This is a genomic window from Pseudomonas rustica, from assembly GCF_049959085.1.
Lineage (GTDB): Bacteria > Pseudomonadota > Gammaproteobacteria > Pseudomonadales > Pseudomonadaceae > Aquipseudomonas > Aquipseudomonas rustica.
This window is the reverse complement of the sequence record NZ_CP188200.1, coordinates 1,891,972-1,913,825: the sequence shown is the minus strand read 5'-3', so window position 1 is coordinate 1,913,825 and position 21,854 is coordinate 1,891,972. Positions and strand designations below refer to the sequence as shown.

General features: G+C 59.0%; 21 protein-coding genes. 10 read left to right on the top strand and 11 right to left on the bottom strand.

Going from position 1 to position 21,854, the window contains the following annotated elements:
* Positions 1-74: 74 nt before the first annotated feature.
* Complete coding sequence (locus ACP3TY_RS08965; protein WP_426619760.1) at positions 75-836, bottom strand: ArsR/SmtB family transcription factor; 762 nt, start codon at positions 834-836, stop codon at positions 75-77.
* A 78-nt stretch (positions 837-914) separates the two neighbouring features.
* Here ACP3TY_RS08965 and ACP3TY_RS08960 point away from each other — a divergent pair, with 78 nt between their 5' ends.
* The 3 genes from ACP3TY_RS08960 to ACP3TY_RS08950 all read left to right on the top strand — a co-directional run bounded on the left by ACP3TY_RS08960 (position 915) and on the right by ACP3TY_RS08950 (position 3,382).
* A complete protein-coding gene (locus ACP3TY_RS08960; protein WP_401237415.1) occupies positions 915-2,018 on the top strand; it encodes a cytochrome P450 in 1,104 nt (367 codons plus the stop codon).
* Between the two features lie 433 nt (positions 2,019-2,451).
* Positions 2,452-2,829 (top strand): DUF6124 family protein, encoded by a 378-nt coding sequence (locus ACP3TY_RS08955; RefSeq protein ID WP_426619759.1) that lies wholly within the window; start codon positions 2,452-2,454, stop codon positions 2,827-2,829.
* Positions 2,830-3,031: 202 nt separating this feature from the next.
* A complete protein-coding gene (locus tag ACP3TY_RS08950) occupies positions 3,032-3,382 on the top strand; it encodes a helix-turn-helix domain-containing protein (RefSeq protein ID WP_426619758.1) in 351 nt (116 codons plus the stop codon).
* Between the two features lie 133 nt (positions 3,383-3,515).
* Here ACP3TY_RS08950 and ACP3TY_RS08945 read toward each other — a convergent pair whose 3' ends face one another.
* Positions 3,516-3,854 carry an FKBP-type peptidyl-prolyl cis-trans isomerase gene (locus tag ACP3TY_RS08945; protein ID WP_053121462.1) on the bottom strand — a complete coding sequence of 113 codons (339 nt, stop codon included), beginning with the start codon at positions 3,852-3,854 and terminating at the stop codon, positions 3,516-3,518.
* A gap of 163 nt (positions 3,855-4,017) precedes the next feature.
* Between ACP3TY_RS08945 and ACP3TY_RS08940 the strand changes: the two genes are divergently transcribed.
* Positions 4,018-5,097, top strand: a complete 1,080-nt coding sequence (locus ACP3TY_RS08940) for a diguanylate cyclase domain-containing protein (RefSeq protein ID WP_426619757.1) — start codon at positions 4,018-4,020, stop codon at positions 5,095-5,097.
* 8 nt (positions 5,098-5,105) lie between these two features.
* On the opposite strand, the gene ACP3TY_RS08935 is transcribed toward ACP3TY_RS08940, so the two are convergent.
* Positions 5,106-5,411: an RcnB family protein gene (locus tag ACP3TY_RS08935; protein ID WP_053121466.1), complete on the bottom strand. Its 306-nt coding sequence runs from the start codon at positions 5,409-5,411 to the stop codon at positions 5,106-5,108.
* 424 nt (positions 5,412-5,835) lie between these two features.
* Between ACP3TY_RS08935 and ACP3TY_RS08930 the strand changes: the two genes are divergently transcribed.
* Together ACP3TY_RS08930 and ACP3TY_RS08925 are read left to right on the top strand one after the other, a co-directional pair.
* A complete protein-coding gene (locus ACP3TY_RS08930; protein ID WP_426619756.1) occupies positions 5,836-7,128 on the top strand; it encodes an MFS transporter in 1,293 nt (430 codons plus the stop codon).
* A 12-nt stretch (positions 7,129-7,140) separates the two neighbouring features.
* Positions 7,141-7,908, top strand: coding sequence for a substrate-binding domain-containing protein (locus tag ACP3TY_RS08925; protein WP_212551500.1), 768 nt, complete (start codon positions 7,141-7,143; stop codon positions 7,906-7,908).
* Here the strand turns inward: ACP3TY_RS08925 and ACP3TY_RS08920 are convergent.
* Positions 7,898-8,812 (bottom strand): LysR family transcriptional regulator, encoded by a 915-nt coding sequence (locus ACP3TY_RS08920; RefSeq protein ID WP_053121474.1) that lies wholly within the window; start codon positions 8,810-8,812, stop codon positions 7,898-7,900. The genes ACP3TY_RS08925 and ACP3TY_RS08920 overlap by 11 nt on opposite strands.
* Before the next feature lie 285 nt (positions 8,813-9,097).
* Between ACP3TY_RS08920 and ACP3TY_RS08915 the strand changes: the two genes are divergently transcribed.
* Positions 9,098-10,906 (top strand): monovalent cation:proton antiporter-2 (CPA2) family protein, encoded by a 1,809-nt coding sequence (locus ACP3TY_RS08915; RefSeq protein ID WP_426619755.1) that lies wholly within the window; start codon positions 9,098-9,100, stop codon positions 10,904-10,906.
* Positions 10,907-11,040: 134 nt separating this feature from the next.
* On the opposite strand, the gene hcnC is transcribed toward ACP3TY_RS08915, so the two are convergent.
* The 4 genes from hcnC to ACP3TY_RS08895 form a co-directional block, all read right to left on the bottom strand.
* Entirely contained in the window at positions 11,041-12,300 is a 1,260-nt protein-coding gene (gene hcnC / locus ACP3TY_RS08910; RefSeq protein WP_426619754.1) for a cyanide-forming glycine dehydrogenase subunit HcnC, read from the bottom strand.
* Positions 12,293-13,702, bottom strand: coding sequence for a cyanide-forming glycine dehydrogenase subunit HcnB (hcnB, locus tag ACP3TY_RS08905; protein ID WP_426619753.1), 1,410 nt, complete (start codon positions 13,700-13,702; stop codon positions 12,293-12,295). The genes hcnC and hcnB overlap by 8 nt, the downstream gene beginning before the upstream one ends.
* Entirely contained in the window at positions 13,699-14,013 is a 315-nt protein-coding gene (hcnA, locus tag ACP3TY_RS08900; RefSeq protein WP_053121483.1) for a cyanide-forming glycine dehydrogenase subunit HcnA, read from the bottom strand. Before hcnA ends, hcnB begins: the two co-directional genes overlap by 4 nt.
* Before the next feature lie 381 nt (positions 14,014-14,394).
* Entirely contained in the window at positions 14,395-15,327 is a 933-nt protein-coding gene (locus ACP3TY_RS08895) for a hypothetical protein (protein WP_053121485.1), read from the bottom strand.
* 309 nt (positions 15,328-15,636) lie between these two features.
* Between ACP3TY_RS08895 and ACP3TY_RS08890 the strand changes: the two genes are divergently transcribed.
* Together ACP3TY_RS08890 and ACP3TY_RS08885 are read left to right on the top strand one after the other, a co-directional pair.
* Complete coding sequence (locus ACP3TY_RS08890; RefSeq protein WP_426619752.1) at positions 15,637-16,320, top strand: response regulator transcription factor; 684 nt, start codon at positions 15,637-15,639, stop codon at positions 16,318-16,320.
* Positions 16,298-17,692 (top strand): sensor histidine kinase, encoded by a 1,395-nt coding sequence (locus ACP3TY_RS08885; protein WP_426619751.1) that lies wholly within the window; start codon positions 16,298-16,300, stop codon positions 17,690-17,692. The genes ACP3TY_RS08890 and ACP3TY_RS08885 overlap by 23 nt, the downstream gene beginning before the upstream one ends.
* Positions 17,693-18,502: 810 nt before the next feature.
* On the opposite strand, the gene ACP3TY_RS08880 is transcribed toward ACP3TY_RS08885, so the two are convergent.
* The 3 genes from ACP3TY_RS08880 to ACP3TY_RS08870 are packed head-to-tail and all read right to left on the bottom strand — an operon-like array spanning position 18,503 to position 20,753.
* On the bottom strand, positions 18,503-18,913 hold the full coding sequence (locus ACP3TY_RS08880) for an SRPBCC family protein (RefSeq protein ID WP_159814704.1): 411 nt from the start codon (positions 18,911-18,913) through the stop codon (positions 18,503-18,505).
* Between the two features lie 23 nt (positions 18,914-18,936).
* Positions 18,937-19,734: an SDR family NAD(P)-dependent oxidoreductase gene (locus ACP3TY_RS08875; protein WP_053121494.1), complete on the bottom strand. Its 798-nt coding sequence runs from the start codon at positions 19,732-19,734 to the stop codon at positions 18,937-18,939.
* The gene (locus tag ACP3TY_RS08870; protein WP_426619750.1) at positions 19,731-20,753 is read right to left on the bottom strand and encodes an aldo/keto reductase; all 1,023 of its coding nucleotides are present in this window, start codon (positions 20,751-20,753) and stop codon (positions 19,731-19,733) included. The genes ACP3TY_RS08875 and ACP3TY_RS08870 overlap by 4 nt, the downstream gene beginning before the upstream one ends.
* 112 nt (positions 20,754-20,865) lie before the next feature.
* On the opposite strand from ACP3TY_RS08870, the gene ACP3TY_RS08865 reads away from it, so the two are divergent.
* The gene (locus ACP3TY_RS08865) at positions 20,866-21,813 is read left to right on the top strand and encodes a LysR substrate-binding domain-containing protein (protein ID WP_426619749.1); all 948 of its coding nucleotides are present in this window, start codon (positions 20,866-20,868) and stop codon (positions 21,811-21,813) included.
* Positions 21,814-21,854 lie beyond the last annotated feature (41 nt).

Here is a 21,854-nt window from a genome sequence, read left to right as displayed (position 1 = left end):
CCCCTCGTCGGCTTGGAGCGAAGATGAAAAGATCGCAGCGTTCCGCAGCTCCTACGTCGATTCGGGATCGGGGTTCATCGGGTGTACACACCTCCTGTAGGAGCTGCCGAAGGCTGCGATCTTTTGATCTGGCCTTTGTCAATCGCCACCTCAACACCAAACCGCACACTGATTTCCTTGCGCCCTACGGCCGTCAACGCCAACGCCCGACTGTCCAGATCCTGCGTCACCCACTTACGCCTCAACGCCGCTTGCAACAACGCCGCCCCTAACGAGCCACCCAGATGCGGCCGACGCATGCTCCAGTCCAGACAAGGACAAGCAAACTTGCGGCGCAACGTGCTCAAATCCTGAACCTCGATACCCAGACCTTCAAACAGCGACGCGCCACTGTCACTCAAGCGATACGCCTGCTCGTCCGTCTCCACCAGCCATCCGGCCTCGATAAATCGGTCATGCAGCAACACCGCCAGCGTCCCCGCCATATGGTCATAGCAAGTCCGGGCGAATTGCAGACGATCCGGCGTGTGCGGTTTGAACGTCGGCGCGGCGCTTTGGCCAATCACCATCAAGGCTTCCAACGCCTGGGCGACACGCTGGTCGGCGAGGCTGTAATAACGATGACGGCCCTGCACATGCAGACGCACCAGCGCGAGATCCTTGAGTCTGGCCAGGTGCGCACTGGCCGTGGAGGCGCTGACCTCGGCGATGGCTGCCAGCTCCGTAGGGGTGCGGGCGTGGCCGTCCATCAGCGAGCAGAGCATTTTCGTACGCGCCGGTTCCGCGATGGCGGCGGCCACTTGAGAAACGCCGATGTCTTGATGTTCTGCGTGCATATTTCGCTCCCGGACGAATCGTCGCCGCTGAGGACTGACGATACTCGCATGACTTTCCTGACGACAAGGCTGCGAACCATGGATCCGATCAACGCTGCGACTCATACCGATCCCTATCCTTATTACGCATCGCTGCGTGCTCAAGGAGGCTTGGTGTTTCATCAGGAACTGAAATTGTGGCTCGCCAGCAGCGCCCGTGCGGTGTGCGCGGTGTTGGCGCATGCCGATTGCCGCGTGCGTCCTGCACAGGAACCCGTGCCGAAAGCGATTGCCGATGGCATGGCCGGCAAGGTGTTCGGCCAGTTGATGCGGATGAATGATGGCGAGCGTCAGCGTTGCCCGCGTTCGGCAATCGAGCCTGCGCTTGAGCTGATCAATAAAGCCGAGGTTCGCGCATTGGTGGCTGCACGGTTAATAAACGTGGACGCCGACGGCTTATATAAAGCCATGTTTCGCGGGCCTGTTTGCGTGGTCGCGGCGCTGCTTGGTTTTACCCCGGCGCAGGGCCGGGCGATCAGTGCGCTGACGGCGGATTTCGTCGCCTGTCTCTCGCCGTTGAGCAATGACCTGCAATTGGCGGCGGCGCATGCGGCGGCTGAGCAGTTGCGCGGGTATTTCATCGAGTTGCTGGCTGAGGCGGACAGCGCTTTGCTGACGGAAATTCAGCGGCGGTTTGAAGGCGATGAAGAAGCGCTGATCGCCAATTTGATCGGGCTGTGTTCACAGACTTATGAAGCCACTGCCGGGTTGATTGGCAATGCTTTGGTGGCGCTAAAGAGTCGGCCCGATTTGCGTGAGGCGTCGATGGAAGCGGTGTTGGCGGAAGTGCAGCGTTTTGATCCGTCAGTGCAGAACACGCGACGGTTTGTGGCGCAGTCCTGCGAGATTGATGGGGTGCGGGTTGAGGCTGGAGATGTGATTCTGCTGTTGTTGGCCTCGGCCAATCGGGATCCGGCGTTGAACGAGCATCCTGACCAGTTTTTGCCGGATCGCCCGAACCGGCGCAGTTTCAGTTTCGGCAGCGGACGGCATCAGTGTCCCGGGCAAGCGCTGGCGATGGAAATTGCCGGTGCGACTGTCAGAGAAATCCTCGATCACGGTGTGAATCTGGAGCGACTGGCCTGGCATTACCGGCCTTCGCTGAATGGACGGATGCCGATGTTCAGTTTCTTGAGTGACTGATAGACCGCCTTCGCGAGCAAGCTCGGCTCCTACAAGGATTTGCGCGTCGCCGATCAACTGTAGGAGCAAAGCTTGCTCGCGAAAGCCCCGGAAAAACGCAGCATCATTTCGGCATCATCCACAAGGCTACAGCGCCTTGCGCCTTTGCCTACAACTACGCCAGAATCCGCCGGCTTGTGCGGTTTGGGGGCTGCCGGTAACTTGGTTCGCGTCACTGAATGTTCAGTGATCGGGTTTAGTCGCTCGGTTTTTCTCCAAGTCGCACGCAGTCATTCAGTCAGGCTTTTATAGCTGTGCGTAATGGTGGCTATGCGTAGGGCGCCTTCGGGTGCGCCGGTAAAGCTTGGAGTCCCGGTCGACTAACCTGCGCATAGCTGCCACCCGTTCGTTTAGTCGCGATGCGGGTGACGGCAATATTGGAGACTCTAAGCAAATGATTAAGCCGACACCAAATCCGCCAGAAGCGGATGCCATACCCGAATCCGATCCAACGTCCCCCTACTCCACTCTCGACCCGACAAAATTGAGCGACGCCGCCGAACGCGCCCTCGATCACTACCTCAAACCCCACGTCCCGCCACAGCGACAACCCAGCACCATGTTCATCGTCGCGCCGGACATGGAAACCGAATCCCTGTTAGCCCACGCCTGCGAATCCATGGCCTCGGCCAGCATCATGCTCAGCGACTTCGCCGGCCTGCTCGAAACGCCCTACCGCAACACCCTGCTCGGCATCCAGCAAGTCGTCATGCTCGGCGAACTCGCCGTCAACCGCGCCCTCGACAACCTCGAACCGCCCACCCGAAACTGAGACTGAAAACTGTGGCGAGGGAGCTTGTCGAATCGTCGCACCGTCCCGCTCGGCTGCGAAACAGTCGCAAAACCGGTATCTGCGGTGTATCTGAATTACCCGGATCGAATGGTTTTAGGGTCGCTACGCAACCCAGCGGGAGCAAGTTCCCTCGCCACAAAAAAGCAGGCCGTCTGAAACCAAGGAAACAGGCTATGAACCCATGAAGGATCATCCAGACCACAATCAATGCTTTTCAAGTATTTGGGATGCACTGGAAGACACCCCGCAGCACGCAGCCGATATGCGTCGGCGAGCCAAACTGATGCGTACGCTTTGCGAGACCATTCGCGCCTGGGAGCTTCCTCAGAAGAACGCAGCGAAACGGTTGGGCATCACTCAGCCACGCCTCAATGATGTACTCAACGGTAAAATCGACAAGTTCTCGCTGGATGCATTGGTCAATCTGTCCGCCGCTGCGAAATTAGAAGTAGATATCTGCCCTTGGCTCCGCCACTGCAATGGGCCTGATATCAGCTATCGCCTAAAGGCACTTCAACCCAACCACCGCTAGAAGTCCGCAAAGTTAGAATGCGCAGGCTTTTTGGATAACCTCAACATCATCCAGTGAGGGCAACGCTTCGCTGGATGATAGAGGCGCATTCCTTGTGTTCACGGCTCAAATAAAAACACCTAAGCCACCCACCTCAATCCTCCCGAGTTAAAACCTCCAGCAACTCAATCTCAAACACCAGATTCGAATTCGGCGGAATCTTGCCCATCGTCCGTTCGCCATAACCCAAATGCGCCGGCACCAGCAATTTACGCTTACCGCCCACCTGCATCCCCATCAGCCCTTGATCCCAGCCCTTGATCACACGACCGGTGCCAATCACGCACTGAAAAGGTTTGCCACGGCTGTAGGAAGAATCGAACTCGCTGCCGTCTTCCAGCCAGCCTGTGTATTGGGTGGTGATCAGCGCGCCTTTGACTGCGGCTTTGCCCTCGCCTACCTGAAGATCGATTACCTGCAGTTCATCATTCATAACATTCGCTCTATTGTTCAGCAGGCCGCCGTTTTCCCAGAATTGCTGGCTGTTGGCAACCCGAACACGCAGATCAACGCTGTATCCGAATCGAGTGATGACGAATTAAGATAGCCAACCGCCACTACTTCACGGATCGATTCGCCATGCCGGCAGCGCCCCAATGACCCAGCTCTGGATCGGCCTCGCCGTTGGCGTGATTTTGCTGGCCGTGATTGCCGTGCTGTTCTGGCGCGAACGTGAATTGCGTCGGCAACTCGCCGAGTACCGAGAGCTGCTGACCCGCGCAGCCGATGGCCAGTACATTCATCAAGACGGCGATGCCGAGCGCTTTAAACGTAGCCAATATTTCGCGCGCATTGGCACTTGGGATTGGGAGGTCGATACCGATCGGTTGTACTGGTCGGACGCCATCTACGGCATGTTCGGTTTCAAGATCGGTGACATCACCCCGTCCTACGCCCTCTTCTGCTCCTGCGTACACCCGGATGACCGCGTGCGGGTGCGCGACGGTGAGTTGCGTTGCCTGGAAACCGGGGAAAACCATGACGAGGAATACCGCGTGGTCTGGCCCGACGGCACGATTCGCTGGCTGCGCGAGACCGGCAACGTGGTGCGCAACGACCATGATGCGGTGATCAAAATGATGGGCGTGGTGCGCGACATCACTGAAGAAAAGGCCTCGGCCAGTTACCTCCAGCACCTCGCCCACTTCGATCCGCTGACCGGTTTGCCCAATCGTCTGGTGCTGGAGCAACGGCTGTCCGAAGCACTGGATCAGGCGCGACAAACTGAAACCCGCGTCGCGTTGGTGTTCGTCGACCTCAACGGTTTCAAAAACATCAACGACCACTACGGCCATGCCGCCGGCGACCGCGTTTTGATCACCACCGCCACCCGCCTGAAACGCATCCTGCGCAGCACCGACACCGTCGCGCGGATTGGCGGTGACGAATTCGTGGTCATCCTGCAGGGCCTGTCACCCAGCCTCAACCTGCAGGACGAAGCCCGCAGCATCTGTCAGAAAATTTTCATCGAACTGTCGCCACCGATCAGCATCGGCAACGACCAACGCCACATCGGCACCAGCCTTGGGGTGGCGGTGTTTCCGGATCATGCGACGGCGATGGATCGGCTGCTGCACATTGCCGATCTGGCGATGTATGAGGCTAAGCGCAGTGGGAATAATCAGTATCGGTTGGGCGGGGAAAGCCCTGCGCGAGTGCATGCGCAGGGCTTTTGAATCCGGACTTAACGCGGAACCGGTTTCATCTCGACAATCGTCCCGTTGGTAATCATCACCATGACGTACTGATCATTGATCTGCACCCATTGCGCCTGCTCAACCGGTTTTTTCAGGCCTTTGGCTTTCCAGTCGATGGCTTTTTCGCTGCGTTGATAGATATCCGGGGCGCGGTCGTTGACCTTCAATTCGCGGTCGCTGACCGGGGATTGAACGGAGGGATCGCTTGAGGTTTGCGCCGCTTGAACAAGTGGACTGATCCCGGCAATGCCGGCGACGAGGGCCAGGCTGGCGATTAGGGTTTTGCTGTTCATCGGTGAACCTCTATTGATGTGTGATACCTGAACTCCGACTGCGGGGCGCGGGAATCATTCCGTGTTTTTGCTATGGCTGGCCGGGAAATTGTAGTCGCCGGTCATGCCGCCTTCGCGAGCAAGCTCTGCTCCTACAAGATTTTCAGGTGTCTACGAATTTCGTGAACACCACAAAATCTGTAGGAGCCGAGCTTGCTCGCGAAGGCGTCGGCACGGCCAACCTCTTCATCAACTGATCTACCGCTTTCGCGAGCAAGCTCGGCTCGTACAAAAGCGTTTGCTGGCGTATTGATCCGCTTTACACATCAATGCATGCCAACAATGCAATTAACATATTGTTACACCTGCGCCACCATCCGCCCCAATAACATCCGTGCGCAGACTCTCCGTGGCGCACGTCATAAAAGCGGTGGAGTACTTTGCTATGACAGCCACAATCCCTCACGGCGGCTCGCGGGCCGGCGCCATTTTCCGGGTGACCTCGGGCAACTTCCTCGAACAGTTCGACTTCTTTCTGTTCGGCTTCTATGCCACACAAATCGCGTCGGTGTTCTTCCCGGCGAGCAGTGAATTCGCGTCCCTGATGATGACCTTCGCGGTGTTCGGCGCAGGCTTTTTGATGCGTCCGCTGGGGGCAATCGTGCTCGGTGCGTACATCGATGACGTCGGTCGCCGTAAGGGTTTGATCGTCACGTTGTCGATCATGGCCAGCGGCACGATATTGATTGTGTTGGTGCCCGGATACGAAACCATCGGCCTGTTTGCGCCGGCGCTGGTGCTGATCGGGCGTCTGTTACAAGGCTTCTCCGCCGGTGCGGAATTGGGCGGGGTTTCGGTGTATTTGTCCGAAATCGCTACGCCGGGCCGCAAGGGCTTTTTCACCGCGTGGCAGTCGGCCAGTCAGCAAGTGGCGATCATCGTTGCCGCCGCGTTGGGCTTCGCGCTGAACGCGTGGATGGCGCCGGACGTGATTGCCGATTGGGGCTGGCGCATTCCGTTTTTCGTCGGTTGCATGATCGTGCCGTTCATCTTTCTGTTGCGTCGTAATCTGGCGGAAACCGAAGAGTTCGCCGCGCGCAAACACCGTCCAAAAATGGGCGAAGTGTTCCGCACCCTTGGCCAGAACTGGGTGGTGGTGCTCGGCGGGATGTTGATGGTCGCCCTGACCACCACCGCGTTTTACCTGATCACCGTTTATGCGCCGACGTTCGGCAAAACCGTGCTGCACCTGAGTACCTCGGATGCGCTGCTGGTGACTTTGCTGGTCGGCGTTTCGAACTTTTTCTGGCTGCCAGTCGGCGGCATGTTGTCGGATCGCATCGGCCGTCGCCCGGTGCTGATCGCGATGTCGCTGCTGGCACTGGCTACGACTTATCCGGCGCTGTCGTATCTGGTGCAGGCGCCAAGCTTCAGCCACATGTTGCTGTCGCTGTTGTGGCTGTCGTTTATCTACGGCATGTACAACGGCGCGATGATTCCGGCGCTGACCGAGATCATGCCGGTCGAAGTGCGTGTGGCCGGTTTCTCTCTGGCGTATAGCCTGGCGACCGCGATTTTTGGCGGTTTCACCCCGGCCATGTCGACCTTCCTGATTCAGTACACCGGCGACAAAGCTGCGCCGGGTTACTGGATGAGCATCGGCGCGCTGTGCGCATTGTGCGCGACGCTGTACCTCTATCGCCGCGCGGGCGGCCGTCTGCAACCGGTTGCCGCATAAGGAATAATGACCATGAAAAAACTCTTCAACCTCACCGCCCTCGCCCTCTTCGCGTTCAGCGCTCTGGCACACGCCGAACAACTGAACGTGATGACGTCGGGGGGCTTCACCGCTGCCTACAAAATCCTCGGCCCGAAATTCGCTGCCGCCACCGGCAACACCCTCGACACCCAACTCGGCCCGTCGATGGGCAAGGCACCGGAAGCGATCCCCAATCGCCTCGCGCGCGGTGAACACGCCGACGTGGTGATCATGGTCGGCTATGCCCTCGATGACTTGATCAAACAAGGCAAGGTCGACCCGGCTTCCCGCGTTGAACTGGCGGATTCGCGGATCGGCCTGGTGGTGCGCGAAGGCGCGGCGAAACCGGACATCAGCAACGTCGACAACCTGAAGAAAACCCTGCTCGACGCACAGTCGGTGGCTTACTCCGACAGCGCTAGCGGCGTGTACATCGAGCAGCAGTTGTTCAAGAAACTCGGCATCGAAGATCAACTGAAACCGAAAGCGAAGATGATCCCGAAAGTCCCGGTGGGTTCGGTGGTGGCCACCGGCGACTACCAACTGGGCTTTCAGCAAGTCAGCGAATTGCTGCCGGTGCCGGGGGTGAGTTTTGTCGCGAAGATTCCGGAATCGGTGCAGTCGGTGACGCGTTTTGCTGCCGGTATTCCGGTGAACGCAGAGCATCCAGCCGAAGCGAAAGCCTTGCTCGCTTATCTCGCCGCGCCCGCCGCCCAGGCTGACGTGCAAGCGACCGGGCTGGATTCGGTCAAGCGCTGACTTCTGGCGGCAAGACTTTCATTTCCACCACCAGCCGCTCCAGTTCCAGTGCCGCCGGGGTCAACGTACGATCCCGGCGCTTGATGATGCCGACACTGCGCATCACCTGCGGATCGGTCAGCGGCACTCGCGTCAGAATCGGATGATCCGGCCCCGGCATCGCCATCAACGGCACCGCCGCCACGCCCAACCCGGCCTCCACCAAACCAATCATCGTCGTCACATGCAGGGTCTCGCAGATACTTTGACGCTGCGGCACCACACGGCTCAACGCTTGATCGAGCAAAAAGCGATTGCCCGAGGTCTTGTCCAGCGAGATGTAATCCTGCTGATAAAACTCATCCCACGTCACGCTGCTGCGCCCGGCCAACGGGTGATCGCGGCGACAAGCGACCACGTAGCACTCCTGCACAAGCGGTTCGAAATCGACTTTGGCATCCTGCGTGCCCATAAAACTCAATCCGAAATCCGCCTCGCCGTTGACCACGGCGGTAAGGACATCGTGGGCGCTGGAGTCGAGGACTTTGACCTTGATCCGCGGAAATTGCTGGTGATAGCGGGCGACCACGCGCGGCATGAAGAAGTAGGCCGCAGACGGCACGCAGGCGACGGTGACGTGGCCCAATCGGGTCGAGGCGACTTCGCTGATGCCGAGCAGCGCAACATCCAGATCATCCAGCAAACGCTCGACGCTGGGCAGAAACCCGCGTCCGGCCTGAGTCAGGCTGACTTTGCGAGTGGTGCGTTCGAACAGTTTTACCCCGAGCGCGTCTTCGAGCTTCTCGATGCGCCGGCTCAGGGCTGGTTGCGACAGCCGCACGGTGTCGGCGGCCTTGCGAAAACTGCCCTGCTCGACCACCGCGCGAAAGGCTTGCAGGTCGTTGAGGTCGAAGTTGATGGCCATGGCGGACTCGCAGGGATTGATACGCAGGGGTTATAAATGTAACCAATTGATGCAAATTATTACAGAGCACATCTGGATCCCTGTAGGAGCTGCCGAAGGCTGCGATCTTTTGATCTTTCATTTTTGGAGGCAAAACAAAGATCAAAAGATCGTCCGATCGCGGCCCGAGCCTTCGGCAGCTCCTACAGGGTGTGTCCAAGGGATGCGATGCGCGGCTTTGTGGTGCATCGCGAGGCCAGCCCTTATCCTTGCCGCATTCGCCGTACCGTTGTCAGGAGTAAACCCATGCCCCATGAAGGCAATTTGTTACAAGCCATCGTCGTCTTTCTATTGGCGGCGGTGCTTATCGTGCCTTTGGCCAAACGTCTGCAATTGGGCGCTGTGCTCGGTTATCTGTTTGCCGGGGTGATCATCGGCCCGTCCGTGCTGGGGCTGATCGGTAACCCGCAAAGCGTCAGCCATATTTCCGAATTGGGCGTGGTGTTGTTGCTGTTCATCATCGGCCTTGAGCTGTCGCCGCGACGGTTGTGGGTGATGCGTAAATCGGTGTTCGGCGTTGGCCTGGCGCAGGTGCTGCTGACGGCGTCGGTGATCGGTGTGTTGGCGTTGTTCGCCTTCGGCCAACCGCTCAACAGCGCAATTGTGCTCGGCCTCGGTCTGGCCTTGTCGTCCACCGCTTTTGGCCTGCAAAGCCTGGCCGAGCGCAAGGAGCTGACCAGCCCTCACGGTCGGCTGGCGTTTGCGATTTTGCTGTTTCAGGACATTGCGGCGATCCCGTTGATTGCGCTGGTGCCAATGCTGGCCGGCGGCGATCACACCACCAGCGCCGCTCAAGACCTGAACCACGGTTTACAGGTGCTGGGCAGTATTGCCGTGGTCGTGGTCGGCGGCCGTTATCTGTTGCGCCCGGTGTTTCGTATTGTCGCGAAAACCGGACTGCCGGAAGTCTCGACCGCCACCGCGTTGCTGGTGGTGATCGGCACGGCGTGGCTGATGGATCTGGTCGGCGTGTCGATGGCACTGGGCGCGTTTCTCGCCGGCCTGCTGTTGGCGGATTCGGAATATCGCCATGAGCTGGAAGCTCAGATCGAACCGTTCAAAGGTTTGCTGCTCGGTCTGTTTTTCATCAGCGTCGGCATGGGCGCCAACCTCAGTTTGCTGCTCAGCGCGCCGATTACTGTACTGGGGCTGACGCTGCTGTTGATTGGTCTGAAACTGCCACTGTTGTTTATCGTGGGACGCTTGGCCGGCGGGCTGAACAAGGTCAGTGCGATTCGTCTCGGTATCGTGTTGGCGGCTGGCGGTGAGTTTGCCTTTGTAGTGTTCAAGATCGGACGCGATCAGAACCTGTTCGATCCGCGCCTGTATGATTTGCTGGTACTGACCATCACCCTGTCGATGGCGGTGACCCCGCTGCTGTTGTTGATCTGCGCAAAAATGGTCAGCCCGAAAGTGCAGCCGGTGGAAGTGCCGGAGAAATTCCGCGAGATCGATACCGACAGCCCGCGCGTGGTGATCGCTGGCATGGGACGGATGGGTCAGATCATCGCGCGGATTTTGCGTGCACAGAACATCAAGTTTGTCGCCCTCGACACGTCGGTAGAAACCATCGAACTGTCGCGCAGCTTCGGCGGTGTGCCGGTGTTCTACGGCGACCCGATGCGCGCGGAAATCCTGAGTGCGGCGAAGGTTGGCGAGGCGGAATACTTCGTGATTGCCACGGACGATCCGGAGACCAACATCAAGACCGCCGAAGTGGTGCGCAAGCTGTATCCGCACATGAAAATCATCGCTCGCGCGCGTAACCGTCAGCATGTTCACCGTTTGGTGGACGTCGGGGCTGAGGCGATTCGTGAGACGTATTATTCGAGTCTGGAAATGAGCCGGCGCACGTTGGTGGGGCTCGGGTTGACGCAAGCGCAGGCCGATGCGCGGATCAAACGCTTCAAGCATCACGACGAACAGGTGCTGGAAGCGCAACATGCGGTTTATGACGACATGGCCAAAGTCCTGCAAACGGCACAGGAAGCCAGGGCCGAGCTGGCGCGGCTGTTTGAGTCGGATCAGCTGGAAGAGGAATCGCGCAAAACCTGAGCCCGTGTTCAATACCGAAATGATGTGGTAACCCAACCCTGTAGGAGCTGCCGAAGGCTGCGATCTTTTGACTCTGATTTTAAAGATCTAGATCAAAAGATCGCAGCCTTCGGCAGCTCCTACAGGGGATTGTGTCAGGCCAGTTCGAGTTTCAGGGCTTGCTTGACCGGCGCGGGTTCAAAGCGATCCGCCAGAAACGGCGTGATGTCCAACGGCAACGGTTCGTCATTGACCAGTTTGTCCAGCAACACGCCGGTAATCGCCGAGGTCAGAATCCCGGTGCGGAAGTGCCCGCAGGCATTCAAATACCCTTCCACGCCGCGCATCGGCCCCAGAATCGGCAACTCATCCGGCGAACCCGGGCGCAATCCCGCCCACGTGCGTTTCAGGTTCACATCCTTGAGCTCTGGCAAACAGCGCACCGCGCCCTGCACCAGCCCGGCAATTTCCGGATAGGTGGTGGTGACGTCGAAGCCTTTGTCTTCGGTGGTGCTGCCAATCAGGATTTCACCGTTGTCCTTTTGCGCCACGTAGCAATCGCTGGTGGTCAGGCAGCCGTTGAGGATTTTCGGCATGCGTTCGGTCAGCAGAATCTGGCCCTTCACCGGTTTTACCGGAATGCGGATACCGGTCGCCCATTCGCTCAAATCTGCCGCCCAGGCACCGCCCGCGTTGATCAGGGTTTTGCAATGGAACACACCTTCTTCCGCCGTTTGCACGCCGGTCACCCGCGAACCGTGATGCAACACCCCGGTCACGTTAGTGTTGACGTAAATATCGACGCCGTTCTGCCGCGCACCTTCGGTGTAGGCATCGGCAAGACGGAACGGGCTGACCTGATGATCGCAGAGGAATTCAAGCGCTCCGCGTGCTTCGTGGCTGACACTCGGTTCAGCCGCGCGCAACTCGGCTTGATCAAGCCAGCGCACTTGATCGGCCAGATGCGGAATGCAGCCAACGATATGCTCGGCGTACAACCGATCCTCATCGTCATAAATAACGAATTTCAGCCCGGTTTTTTCGAACTTGAAATCCATCCCGTGGTTGTCCTTCAACTCACGGTGCAGCGCCGGGTACAGCGCGTTGGATTGCAGGGCGAAGTCGAAGAATGACGGCGGCAGAATGTGCGGCGTGCTCGAGTCGACTGCAACAGCGGCACCTTGGGTTTCGCGCTTGCGGTTGGCCGACATCATGCGAAAAAAGATCACCCCGCAACCGAGGCCGACCGACTCGCCAATCGCCCACAAACCACCGGCGGAAGCACGGGTGGCGTTGCCCGGGCGCTTGGCGTCGATCAGCGCGACTTTAAGATTTTTGCGTTTTGATAATTGATAGGCGCAGGACGCGCCGATCACGCCACCACCGGCGATGATCACGTCGTAGAACTTACTCATGGGAAACGGCCTCCGTGCCGACGGACTGAAACGCGGAAAAGGGAATCGGATCAATCGGGAAACGCGGGCGCAGCCAGCCGACATCCTTCCGCCCGGTGGCCTGGCGCAAACGGTCGCTGCAATAGCCGACGCACATGCGCCCCTGACAATCGCCCATGCTCACGCGGGTGCGCATTTTCAGACTGGCGATGTCTTGCACGCCTTGCTCCAGCGCCAGATCGATGTCGGCACGGGTGGCGTGCTCGCAGCGGCAGATCACCGTGTCGGCCGCGGGCAATGCCGTTTGGCCAACCCCGCGTTCGGTGTAGCGATCGACCGCCGCACGGAATCGCACAATGGCTTTGAGTTTGCTCAGAAAGCGGTCGCGGCGAATCTGCGCCAGTTCCTCTTCGAAGACGCCGCGTTGCAAGAGGATCGACGTGGCGGCAATTTTGCCGGCGAGCATCGCCGCTTCACCGCCGCGAATCCCGCCCATGTCACCGGCCAGATGCACGTGAGGCTGATTGCTTTGCTGCCAGATATTCGAATGGGCACGCAGATAACCGTCGTCACTGAAACCGTGATCCAGGCCCATTTGCTGACTGAGCTGCGTACGCGGGATAAAGCCGTAACCGACGGCCAATGTCTGCGCTTCGAAACGCTCGACGCGGGCCATGTCCGGCTCCCAAGTGGCCGAGTACGGCGCGACGCTGACGCTTTTCAGCCCGCCCTCGCCGTGGGCTTCGACCACGCCCCAGCCGTAGCTCATCGGGATGCCATGCAGTTTCAGATAGGCCAGCATGCTCAAGCCGTCGAGAAAAAGCTGTGGTTTGTTCAGCAGCGCCAGACTCTCCCGGGCGATCTTGCCGAACGCACAGGCCTCATAAACGCCAGACACCTTGACGCCGGACGCATGCAGTTGCGTCGCCACCAACGGCAGCAGGGGCCCGGTGCCGGCAATGATCACGGGGCTTTGGGGTTTGACCACGCCACTTTTAATCTGCAACTGCAGGCCGCCGAGCATGATCACGCCCGGTAGCGTCCAGCCAGGAAACGGCACGCTGCGTTCGTGGCAACCGGCCGCGAGCAACAATTGTGGGTATTGGATTTCGTGCAACTGTTCGTCGCCATCAAGCACTACCAATGCTCGTGTACCCTCAGCGCCGACCACGCGGTGGTTGAGACGAACGTCGATCAACCCGGCATGCTGCTGAAATTCACCGTGCAATTTGCCCAGCGCTTCCGCGTACTGCGGCCCGAGGTAATCCAGTTGCACGCCGTCGCGCAATGGCCCGCGATAGACCACACCGCCCAGACGCGAAGCCTCTTCCAGCACCGTGCAGCGCACGCCGTGGCGAGCCAGTTCAATGGCCGCGGCCATGCCCGCCGGCCCACCGCCAACAATCACCGGATGCAGGTTCATACGACCTCCTGCGCAGTGATGCGGTTGACTTGAGTTTCAATTTGCATACCGTCGCGCACTACCGTCTGGCAGGCGCGGCGCTTGTGCCGGCCATCGATTTTCACCAGACAGCACTGGCACACGCCCATGCCGCAGTAGGCACCGCTGATCTGCTCATGGTCGTTGCGTGCGATCTGGCGCATGCCGAGGGCTTGAATGACGCTGAGGACGGTTTCGCCGATGGCGGCATCGACCGCCTGGCCGTTGATATGGACAGTCATATCCGCCTGCGCCAAGGGCTGGATATCGAAGGTTCTTACTAGGCAGTGCATTGCAATTCATCCGTGAAAAGTTCAGGGGAGTTGTGCGTCCGCTCCTTGCTGTACTACAGCGTGTCGACGTGTTCACTTCATTTGATTCGTGCGTCGCTTCGGCTACTACGTCAGCGCAGTACTTGCGCCTGTTGCACTGTAGCTCACGCCCAGCCAAGGTCTGGATCAAATACGTTAGTGAATATTCCAGAGAGAAATATTGACCCAGATCGGTAGCCGGTCATTCAGGCAGAAACGAAAAAGCCGCTTGCACCCGAAGGTGCAAGCGGCCGAGGCATAAGCCCCAATAGATCAGTGTACGAACAGCGCAATCAGGATGATGATCGGGATCGGTACGCCGAGAAAAAACAGTAGAAGTGAGCGCATGGTGATGCTCCTTGTTTAACGGACTGGAGTGGTCGTGGTGTAGGTATCGACTTCAACGTACTCGACTGCATCGCGACGACGACCGCCAAAGGTGGCCGCGAGGCTGGCGAAGAAGGCACCGGCCAGCAGCGCGATGAACATCCACAGCGAAGTCCAGGCAGCGACTTTCGCAGCGGTGTCAGCCGCTTGTTGAGCTTTGACTTTGGCGTCGGCGATGGCTTTCTGAGTGCGGGCATAGACTTCATCTACGCGGCGCTCGGCATCAGCCTGCGACAAGTTAGTACGTTGAGCGACCAACTGCGCCAGGTAGGTACGATCCTCGGCACTCAGCTGACCGTTGGCCAGGCTTTGCGCAAATATGCGGGCCACGGCGCCGTGGGCAGCGTCATCGCTGACCGAAGCCGGGCGATCATCACGGAACAGGCTGTCGATGAAGTAACCGTACTGGTTGCTGTCGGTGTTCGCCGCAGCGGTACCGGCCGCCTGGGTCATGGCACTGGCTGCACCGCCCGCCACGCTGGCACCGGCCTGCACACCGCCGCTGACAATGCTGCTGACCGAGCCGACCACTAATGTTGCGGTGACCAACGTTGCCACACACCAGGCGAGGAAACCGTGCGCGGTGTCGCGGAAGTAAACCTCGTCACCGTGCATGTTCGCCCACTTGACGCGCAGACGCCCGGCCACATAACCGCCCATGCCGGAAGCGATAATCTGCGTCGCCGCCAGCCACACGATTGTTGAAATACCCAGGCCCTTGGCACTCACGCCCTCCCCGGCCCACGGTGAAACAGCGGAGAAACCCAGACCGAAACCGAGCAGTACAAGGATCAACGACAATGCCGCAGCCGCCGCCGCGCCAGCGAAGATCGCGCCCCAGGACACCCCTGAGACGTTGCTCGAATCTCCTTCAAAGGCAGGATAAAACCCATCAGAGGATCTATTCATTGTTGTTCTGCTCCAGGCATGAAAAATGGTGTTACAACTCGTTCGAGAGAGGAATTGCAGCGACCGTGCCAGATGCAGAGATTTAATAAATCGTTTATTTTCAATAAGTTACAAAGAATGAACTTCCTAAGACCATGCAAATTGCAACAAGCTGTGAATTACAGCGGGTTTTATGCATTAGTCTGCATTGATCCGCAGCAAGCGAATCTGCGTTTCTGACAGCCCCTACATGAAAGTTAATTTAAAGCGTCAGGCAAAAATCTTGGCAAAATGCTGCCATTCCGTTTCAACCGATCAGCAGGCCTGCCCATGACTCGCATTTTGACCATCGAAGACGACGCCGTGACCGCCCGGGAAATCGTTGCCGAACTGAGCAGCCATGGCCTCGACGTGGATTGGGTCGACAATGGCCGAGAAGGCCTGGACCGTGCCGTCAGCGGCAACTACGACCTGATCACCCTCGATCGCATGCTGCCCGAACTGGATGGCCTGGCCATCGTCACAACGCTGCGCACCATGGGCGTGTCGACACCGATTCTGATGATCAGCGCCCTCTCCGATGTCGATGAACGCGTGCGCGGTTTGCGCGCCGGTGGTGATGACTACCTGACCAAACCGTTCGCCACCGATGAGATGGCCGCGCGGGTTGAAGTGCTGTTGCGCCGCCAAAGCAGCGCCGATACGCCACCGACCACGTTGCAAGTCGCCGACCTTGAGCTGGATTTGATCAGCCACGAAGCACGCCGCGCCGAACAAGTGCTGACGCTGCTGCCGACCGAATATAAATTGCTCGAGTTTCTGATGCGCAACAGCGGCCAGATCCTCTCGCGGATGATGATTTTCGAGGAAGTCTGGGGTTATCACTTCGACCCGGGCACCAACCTGATTGACGTGCACATCGGCCGCTTGCGCAAGAAAATCGACGCGGTGGGCAATGTTCCATTGATCCGCACGGTACGGGGCTCCGGTTATGTCATTGCCGAACCCATCTGACGGCTGGCGCTCTTCCAGCAGCCGCTTGCTGGCGCTGTACAGTTCGTTGTTCGTGGCCTGGAGCGCGATCCTCATGGGGGTCATGTATTACGAGGTGTCCAGCTACCTCGATAACCTCGCCAAGCATTCGCTGATGCAACGTCAGCATCTGTTCTCGCACTTTCGCGGCGAACAATTGGAAGACGCCCTCGCCGCGAGCATGACTTTCGACATTCGTGGCATCGACGCTTATGGCCTGTTCGACGTCGAAGGCCGTTATCTTGGCGGCGCCCTGCAACAAATCCCCGAAGGTCTGCCGCTGGACGGCAAGATTCACATGCTCGCCGACTGCGCGGGCTCCGATGATCCGACCCTGCCCAACGACAGTTGCGATGCCGTCGCCACGCAGACCCGCGACGGCCGCTGGCTGGTGCTGCTGCGCGACAACGGTTCGCTGTTCGCGGTGACGCGGATCATTCTGCATGCGTTGTTCTGGGGGGTGTCATTCACGATTCTGCCGGGGATCGCCGGTTGGCACTTGCTGCGACGCCGACCTTTGCGGCGGATCAGAGCGATTCAGGACAGCGCTCAGGCGATCGTCGCGGGCGACTTGACCCATCGCCTGCCACTGTCCAATCGCCGTGATGAACTGGATATGCTCGCCGCCATCGTCAACGCCATGCTTGAGCGCATCGAGCGTTTGATGAACGAGGTCAAGGGGGTTTGCGACAACATCGCCCATGACTTGCGCACACCGTTGACCCGCTTGCGCGCGCAGTTGTATCGCATGCAGCAACAGGCGGGTGAAGGCTCGCAGGAAGCAGCGCAACTGGATTTGGTACTGGCCGAAGCGGATACGCTGATGGCGCGGTTTCGTGGTTTGTTGCGGATTTCCGAACTGGAAGATCGCCAGCGCCGCTCCGGTTTTGTCGAGCTGGACCCGGTGCAATTGCTGCAGGAACTGCATGAGTTTTATCTGCCGCTGGCTGAAGAAGATGAACTGCATTTCGAACTGAACATGCCGGAAACATTGCCGGCGCTGAATGGCGATCGGGCGTTGTTGTTTGAGGCGCTGGCGAACCTGTTGAGCAACTCGATCAAGTTCACTCCGGCGGGCGGAACTGTGGTTTTGCGCGGTGTGAATGACGCAGGGCATACGCGCATCGAAGTGCACGATTCGGGGCCGGGGATTGCCGAGTCAGAGCGTGAGGCGGTGTTTCAACGTTTCTATCGCACCGAGGGTGGGCAGCCGCAGAGCGGGTTCGGATTGGGGCTTTCGATCGTTGCGGCGATTGTCAGCTTGCACGGCTTCAACCTTGAAGTCGGCACCAGCGACCTTGGCGGCGCGAAACTGGTGCTCGACTGCCGGCAGAGCCTGATCACTAATTCCTGACGTCCATTTGGAATGCAATCAATGTGGGAGTGAGCCTGCTCGCGATGGCGGTGGGTCAGGCAATAAATGTATCGTCTGATCCACCGCTTTCGCGAGCAAGCTCGGCTCCTACAGGGTTCTTAGTCGCACAAAAAATCCCGTGCACACCACAAATCAGTGTAGGAGCTGAGCTTGCTCGCGATGGCGGTGGGTCAGGCAATAAATGTATCGTCTGATCCTCCGCTATCGCGAGCAAGCTCGGCTCCTACAGGGTTCTTAGTCGCACAAAAAATCCCGTGCACACCACAAATCAGTGTAGGAGCTGAGCTTGCTCGCGAAGGCGGTGTGTCAGGCAACAAATGTATCGTCTGATCCACCGCTATCGCGAGCAAGCTCGGCTCCTACAGGGTTCTTAGTCGCACAAAAAATCCCGTGCACACCACAAATCAGTGTAGGAGCTGAGCTTGCTCGCGATGGCGGTGGGTCAGGCAATAAATGTATCGTTTGATCCTCCGCTTTCGCGAGCAAGCTCGGCTCCTACAGGGTTCTTAGTCGCACAAAAAATCCCGTGCACACCACAAATCAGTGTAGGAGCTGAGCTTGCTCGCGAAGGCGGTGGGTCAGGCAATAAATGTATCGTCTGATCCACCGCTTTCGCGAGCAAGCTCGGCTCCTACAGGGTTCTTAGTCGCACAAAAAATCCCGTGCACACCACAAATCAGTGTAGGAGCTGAGCTTGCTCGCGATGGCGGTGGGTCAGGCAATAAATGTATCGTCTGATCCTCCGTTTTCGCGAGCAAGCTCGGCTCCTACAAGGGATTTTGCGGTGGCTTAGGTTGGGTAGTTGGCCCGCAGGGCTTCGAGGCCGCCCTGGTAGATGCCGGTGAACAGCGCCACCACTTCTTCATCGCTCACGCCTTTGGCGGTGAAGCGCCCTGACCACGTGACCCGTGCGCCCTGCCCCTGAGCTTCAACCTTGATCGTCGCCAGATAATCCGTTGCCGGAAACGGTGCCTGTTCGATCGAGTAGCTGTAGGTCTTGGCGGCGTTATCGAACGCTTGCAGGCGTTCGATCACCACGGCGCCGTCAGCGGTTTGCAAGGTGCGAACACGACCGCCGTCGCTCAATTCACTCTTGGGAATGAACGGCAGCCAGTCCGGTAGCGTGTTGAAGCCGCCGATCAATTGCCAGACCTGATCGGCCGAGGCCGGGATGTCGATATGTGCAGATGCAGATGCCATGGATAAACGTCTCTCTCAAGAATTCAAATAGTCAGGCTGTCGACCACGCCGCCATCGACGCGCAACGCAGCGCCCGTGGTAGCCGAGGACAGCGGCGAAGCTATGTAAGTCACCAGGTGCGCGACTTCTTCAACATCCGCAACACGCTGGATGATCGAGGTCGGGCGAGCCTTGAGCACAAAGGCGTCGGCCTCATCGCGCAAGTTGCGGCCAGACTCGGCGGCGGCATCCTTGAGCATGTCTTGCAGGCCATCGGTGAACGTCGGCCCCGGCAAAATCGCATTCACCGTCACACCAGTGCCCGCCAAGCGCTTGGCCAAACCGTGGGACACCGCGAGGTTGGCGCTTTTCGTCACGCCGTAATTGATCATGTCGGCCGGCGTCGCCACCCCGGATTCCGAGGACAGAAAGATCACCCGCCCCCAGCCCTGCTCGACCATCGCCGGCACGTAATGCCGCGCCAGGCGCACACCGGAAATCACGTTGACCTCATAGAACCGCGTCCACTCGCTGTCCGGCGCTTCGAAGAAATCGACGGCGTCGAAGATGCCAAGGTTATTCACCAGAATGTCCGCGCGCGGTTCGGCGGCGAACAGTGTCTGCGCGCCCTCCGCCGTGCCGAGGTCGGCCGCCAGACCGCGCAATTGCGCGCCCGGCACTTTTTCGCGAATGCTCGCCAGCGCCTGCTCGACCTTGCCGTTGTCGCGGCCGATCACCACCACGGTGGCGCCGGCTTCCGCCAGCGACTGGCTGATGCCCAGACCGATCCCAGCGGTGCTGCCGCTGACGATGGCCAGTTTTCCACTCAGATCAATCTTCATGCTTTCACCTCATCGATGGGTAATGGTGCACGTTCAGAAACCAGTTTTGCCTCACGCATGGCCTGCCAGAACCCGGCAGGAATCACCGCCGACAACGCCGCGACATCTTCAGCGATGCGGCCCGGTTTGCTCGCGCCGGGAATCACCGCAGCAACGGCAGGATTGGCCAACGAAAATTGCAGCGCGGCAGCTTTCACATCAACGTTGTAAGCGGCGGCGATGCGTTTGATCTGTTCAACTTTAGCGATCACTTCCGGGCTGGCCTTCTGGTATTCGAAGTGCGAACCACCGGCCAGAATGCCCGAGCTGTAAGGGCCGCCGACGACGATTTCGACATTCTGCGCCAGCGCCGAGTCCATCAAACGTTGCAACGGACGTTCGTGATCGAGCAGCGTGTAGCGCCCGGCCAACAGGAAGCCATCAGGCTGCGCTTCGGTCAGATCGAGGGTCAGCTCGCACGGTTCGACTTTGTTTACGCCCAGACCCCAGCCCATGATCACGCCTTCTTCGCGCAAACGGGTCAGCACTTTGAACGCGCCAGTACGAGCCTGATTGAAGTATTCCAGCCATTGATCGCCGTAAAAGTCCTGAGCGATGTCGTGTACCCAGACGATGTCGAGGCGATCGGTTTGCAGGCGTTTGAGGCTATCTTCAATCGAGCGCAGGGTCGCATCGGCGCTGTAATCGTTAACGATTTTGTTCGGGCGACCGTGTTCGAACACGCCGCTTTTTTCGCCGAGATCGCGGGCTGCTGCGTCTTCGACTTCATCGAGAATCACCCGACCAACCTTGCTGCTCAGCACATAGTCGTCGCGTTTGTATTGCTTCAAGGCTTCGCCGAGGCGAATTTCCGACAGGCCCGAGCCGTAAAACGGTGCGGTGTCGAAGTAACGCACGCCGGCATCCCACGCAGCATGCACAGTGGCCTGCGCTTCTGCTTCGGGAATGGCGCGGAACATGTTGCCCAGTGGTGCGGTGCCGAAGCCCAGTTTGCCGGGCAGTTTGTCTTTCAAGCTCATCGGATTGTCCTCATTCGTTGGTGGTCTGCGTGACCGTTGAGCAGATCCTAGATTGCGACACCGAGACCGTCCAAGACATAATGCGCAGCACTTGAGTCCCTATAGGTCTGACATGATCGACATCCGCCAATTGCGCTACTTCGTCGCCGTCGCCGAGGAAGAACACGTCGGCCGCGCCGCCGAACGGCTGCACATTTCCCAATCGCCGCTGAGCCGGCAGATCGCTCAGCTTGAGGAGCGCCTCGGCCTGACGCTGTTCGAACGCAGCCAGCAGCGCATTCGCCTGACCCGCGATGGCCAGACCTTTCTCGCCGAAACCCGCGCACTGCTCACGCACGCCAATCGCCTCGAATCCCTCGGTAAGCGCTTGGGTCGTGGCGAAGAAGGCGGTTTGTGCATCGGCTATATCGAGAACGCCATGCACGCCGGGGTTTTGCCCAATGCCTTGCGTGTGTTGCGGGTCGATCGGCCGAATGTTCACGTCGCGCTGTACAACTTGAGTTCCGCCGAGCAACTCGAAGGCCTGCGTCAGCGTAGTCTCGATATCGCATTGGTGAGTGAGCCGCCGACCGATGACGACCCGGATCTGCTGGGTTTTCAGGTGCTGGATGATCCGATGCTGCTGGCGCTGCCGGAACAGCATCCGCTGGCGCAGCAGGCGGTGTTGAGTCCGCAGGATCTCGCGGATCAGGAATGGATCGGCGTGCAGCCACGTCAGGATGCGAGTGATGAGTTTGTTAGCGCGTGCATCAGAGCGGGTTTCACGCCGGATGTGCGCATGCAGGCGACTGAGCCGTTTACCGCGCTGGGGCTGGTGGCGTCGGGGCTGGGGATTGCGATGATTCAGAAAGGCCTGAGCCATAACGCGCCTCCCGGGGTCGTGCTGCGTGAGGTGCCTTGGCTGGCGTTTACTACGCCGTTGTGGGCGGCGTGGCACCGGATTAATTTGCGGCCGTTGGTGGAAACTTTCCGCAAAATCCTCACCGCCGCACAACCTGTCCCTTGTGGGAGCGAGCCTGCTCGCGAAAGCGGTCTGCCAGTTACCGGCAATATTGACTGAACCACCGCATTCGCGAGCAGGCTCGCTCCCACAGGGGTTTG

Bases quoted from the DNA above. Each gene is read 5' to 3' on its own strand.
- ACP3TY_RS08875 (WP_053121494.1), bottom strand. From the start codon at position 19,734: ATGAAGATTGATCTGAGTGGAAAACTGGCCATCGTCAGCGGCAGCACC.
- ACP3TY_RS08865 (WP_426619749.1), top strand. From the start codon at position 20,866: ATGATCGACATCCGCCAATTGCGCTACTTCGTCGCCGTCGCCGAGGAA.
- ACP3TY_RS08925 (WP_212551500.1), top strand. From the start codon at position 7,141: ATGAAAAAACTCTTCAACCTCACCGCCCTCGCCCTCTTCGCGTTCAGC.
- ACP3TY_RS08870 (WP_426619750.1), bottom strand. From the start codon at position 20,753: ATGAGCTTGAAAGACAAACTGCCCGGCAAACTGGGCTTCGGCACCGCA.
- ACP3TY_RS08950 (WP_426619758.1), top strand. From the start codon at position 3,032: ATGAAGGATCATCCAGACCACAATCAATGCTTTTCAAGTATTTGGGAT.
- ACP3TY_RS08895 (WP_053121485.1), bottom strand. From the start codon at position 15,327: ATGAATAGATCCTCTGATGGGTTTTATCCTGCCTTTGAAGGAGATTCG.
- hcnC (WP_426619754.1), bottom strand. From the start codon at position 12,300: ATGAGTAAGTTCTACGACGTGATCATCGCCGGTGGTGGCGTGATCGGC.
- ACP3TY_RS08945 (WP_053121462.1), bottom strand. From the start codon at position 3,854: ATGAATGATGAACTGCAGGTAATCGATCTTCAGGTAGGCGAGGGCAAA.
- ACP3TY_RS08885 (WP_426619751.1), top strand. From the start codon at position 16,298: ATGTCATTGCCGAACCCATCTGACGGCTGGCGCTCTTCCAGCAGCCGC.
- ACP3TY_RS08955 (WP_426619759.1), top strand. From the start codon at position 2,452: ATGATTAAGCCGACACCAAATCCGCCAGAAGCGGATGCCATACCCGAA.
- ACP3TY_RS08940 (WP_426619757.1), top strand. From the start codon at position 4,018: ATGACCCAGCTCTGGATCGGCCTCGCCGTTGGCGTGATTTTGCTGGCC.
- ACP3TY_RS08960 (WP_401237415.1), top strand. From the start codon at position 915: ATGGATCCGATCAACGCTGCGACTCATACCGATCCCTATCCTTATTAC.
- ACP3TY_RS08890 (WP_426619752.1), top strand. From the start codon at position 15,637: ATGACTCGCATTTTGACCATCGAAGACGACGCCGTGACCGCCCGGGAA.
- hcnB (WP_426619753.1), bottom strand. From the start codon at position 13,702: ATGAACCTGCATCCGGTGATTGTTGGCGGTGGGCCGGCGGGCATGGCC.
- ACP3TY_RS08920 (WP_053121474.1), bottom strand. From the start codon at position 8,812: ATGGCCATCAACTTCGACCTCAACGACCTGCAAGCCTTTCGCGCGGTG.
- ACP3TY_RS08880 (WP_159814704.1), bottom strand. From the start codon at position 18,913: ATGGCATCTGCATCTGCACATATCGACATCCCGGCCTCGGCCGATCAG.
- ACP3TY_RS08965 (WP_426619760.1), bottom strand. From the start codon at position 836: ATGCACGCAGAACATCAAGACATCGGCGTTTCTCAAGTGGCCGCCGCC.
- hcnA (WP_053121483.1), bottom strand. From the start codon at position 14,013: ATGCACTGCCTAGTAAGAACCTTCGATATCCAGCCCTTGGCGCAGGCG.
- ACP3TY_RS08915 (WP_426619755.1), top strand. From the start codon at position 9,098: ATGCCCCATGAAGGCAATTTGTTACAAGCCATCGTCGTCTTTCTATTG.
- ACP3TY_RS08935 (WP_053121466.1), bottom strand. From the start codon at position 5,411: ATGAACAGCAAAACCCTAATCGCCAGCCTGGCCCTCGTCGCCGGCATT.
- ACP3TY_RS08930 (WP_426619756.1), top strand. From the start codon at position 5,836: ATGACAGCCACAATCCCTCACGGCGGCTCGCGGGCCGGCGCCATTTTC.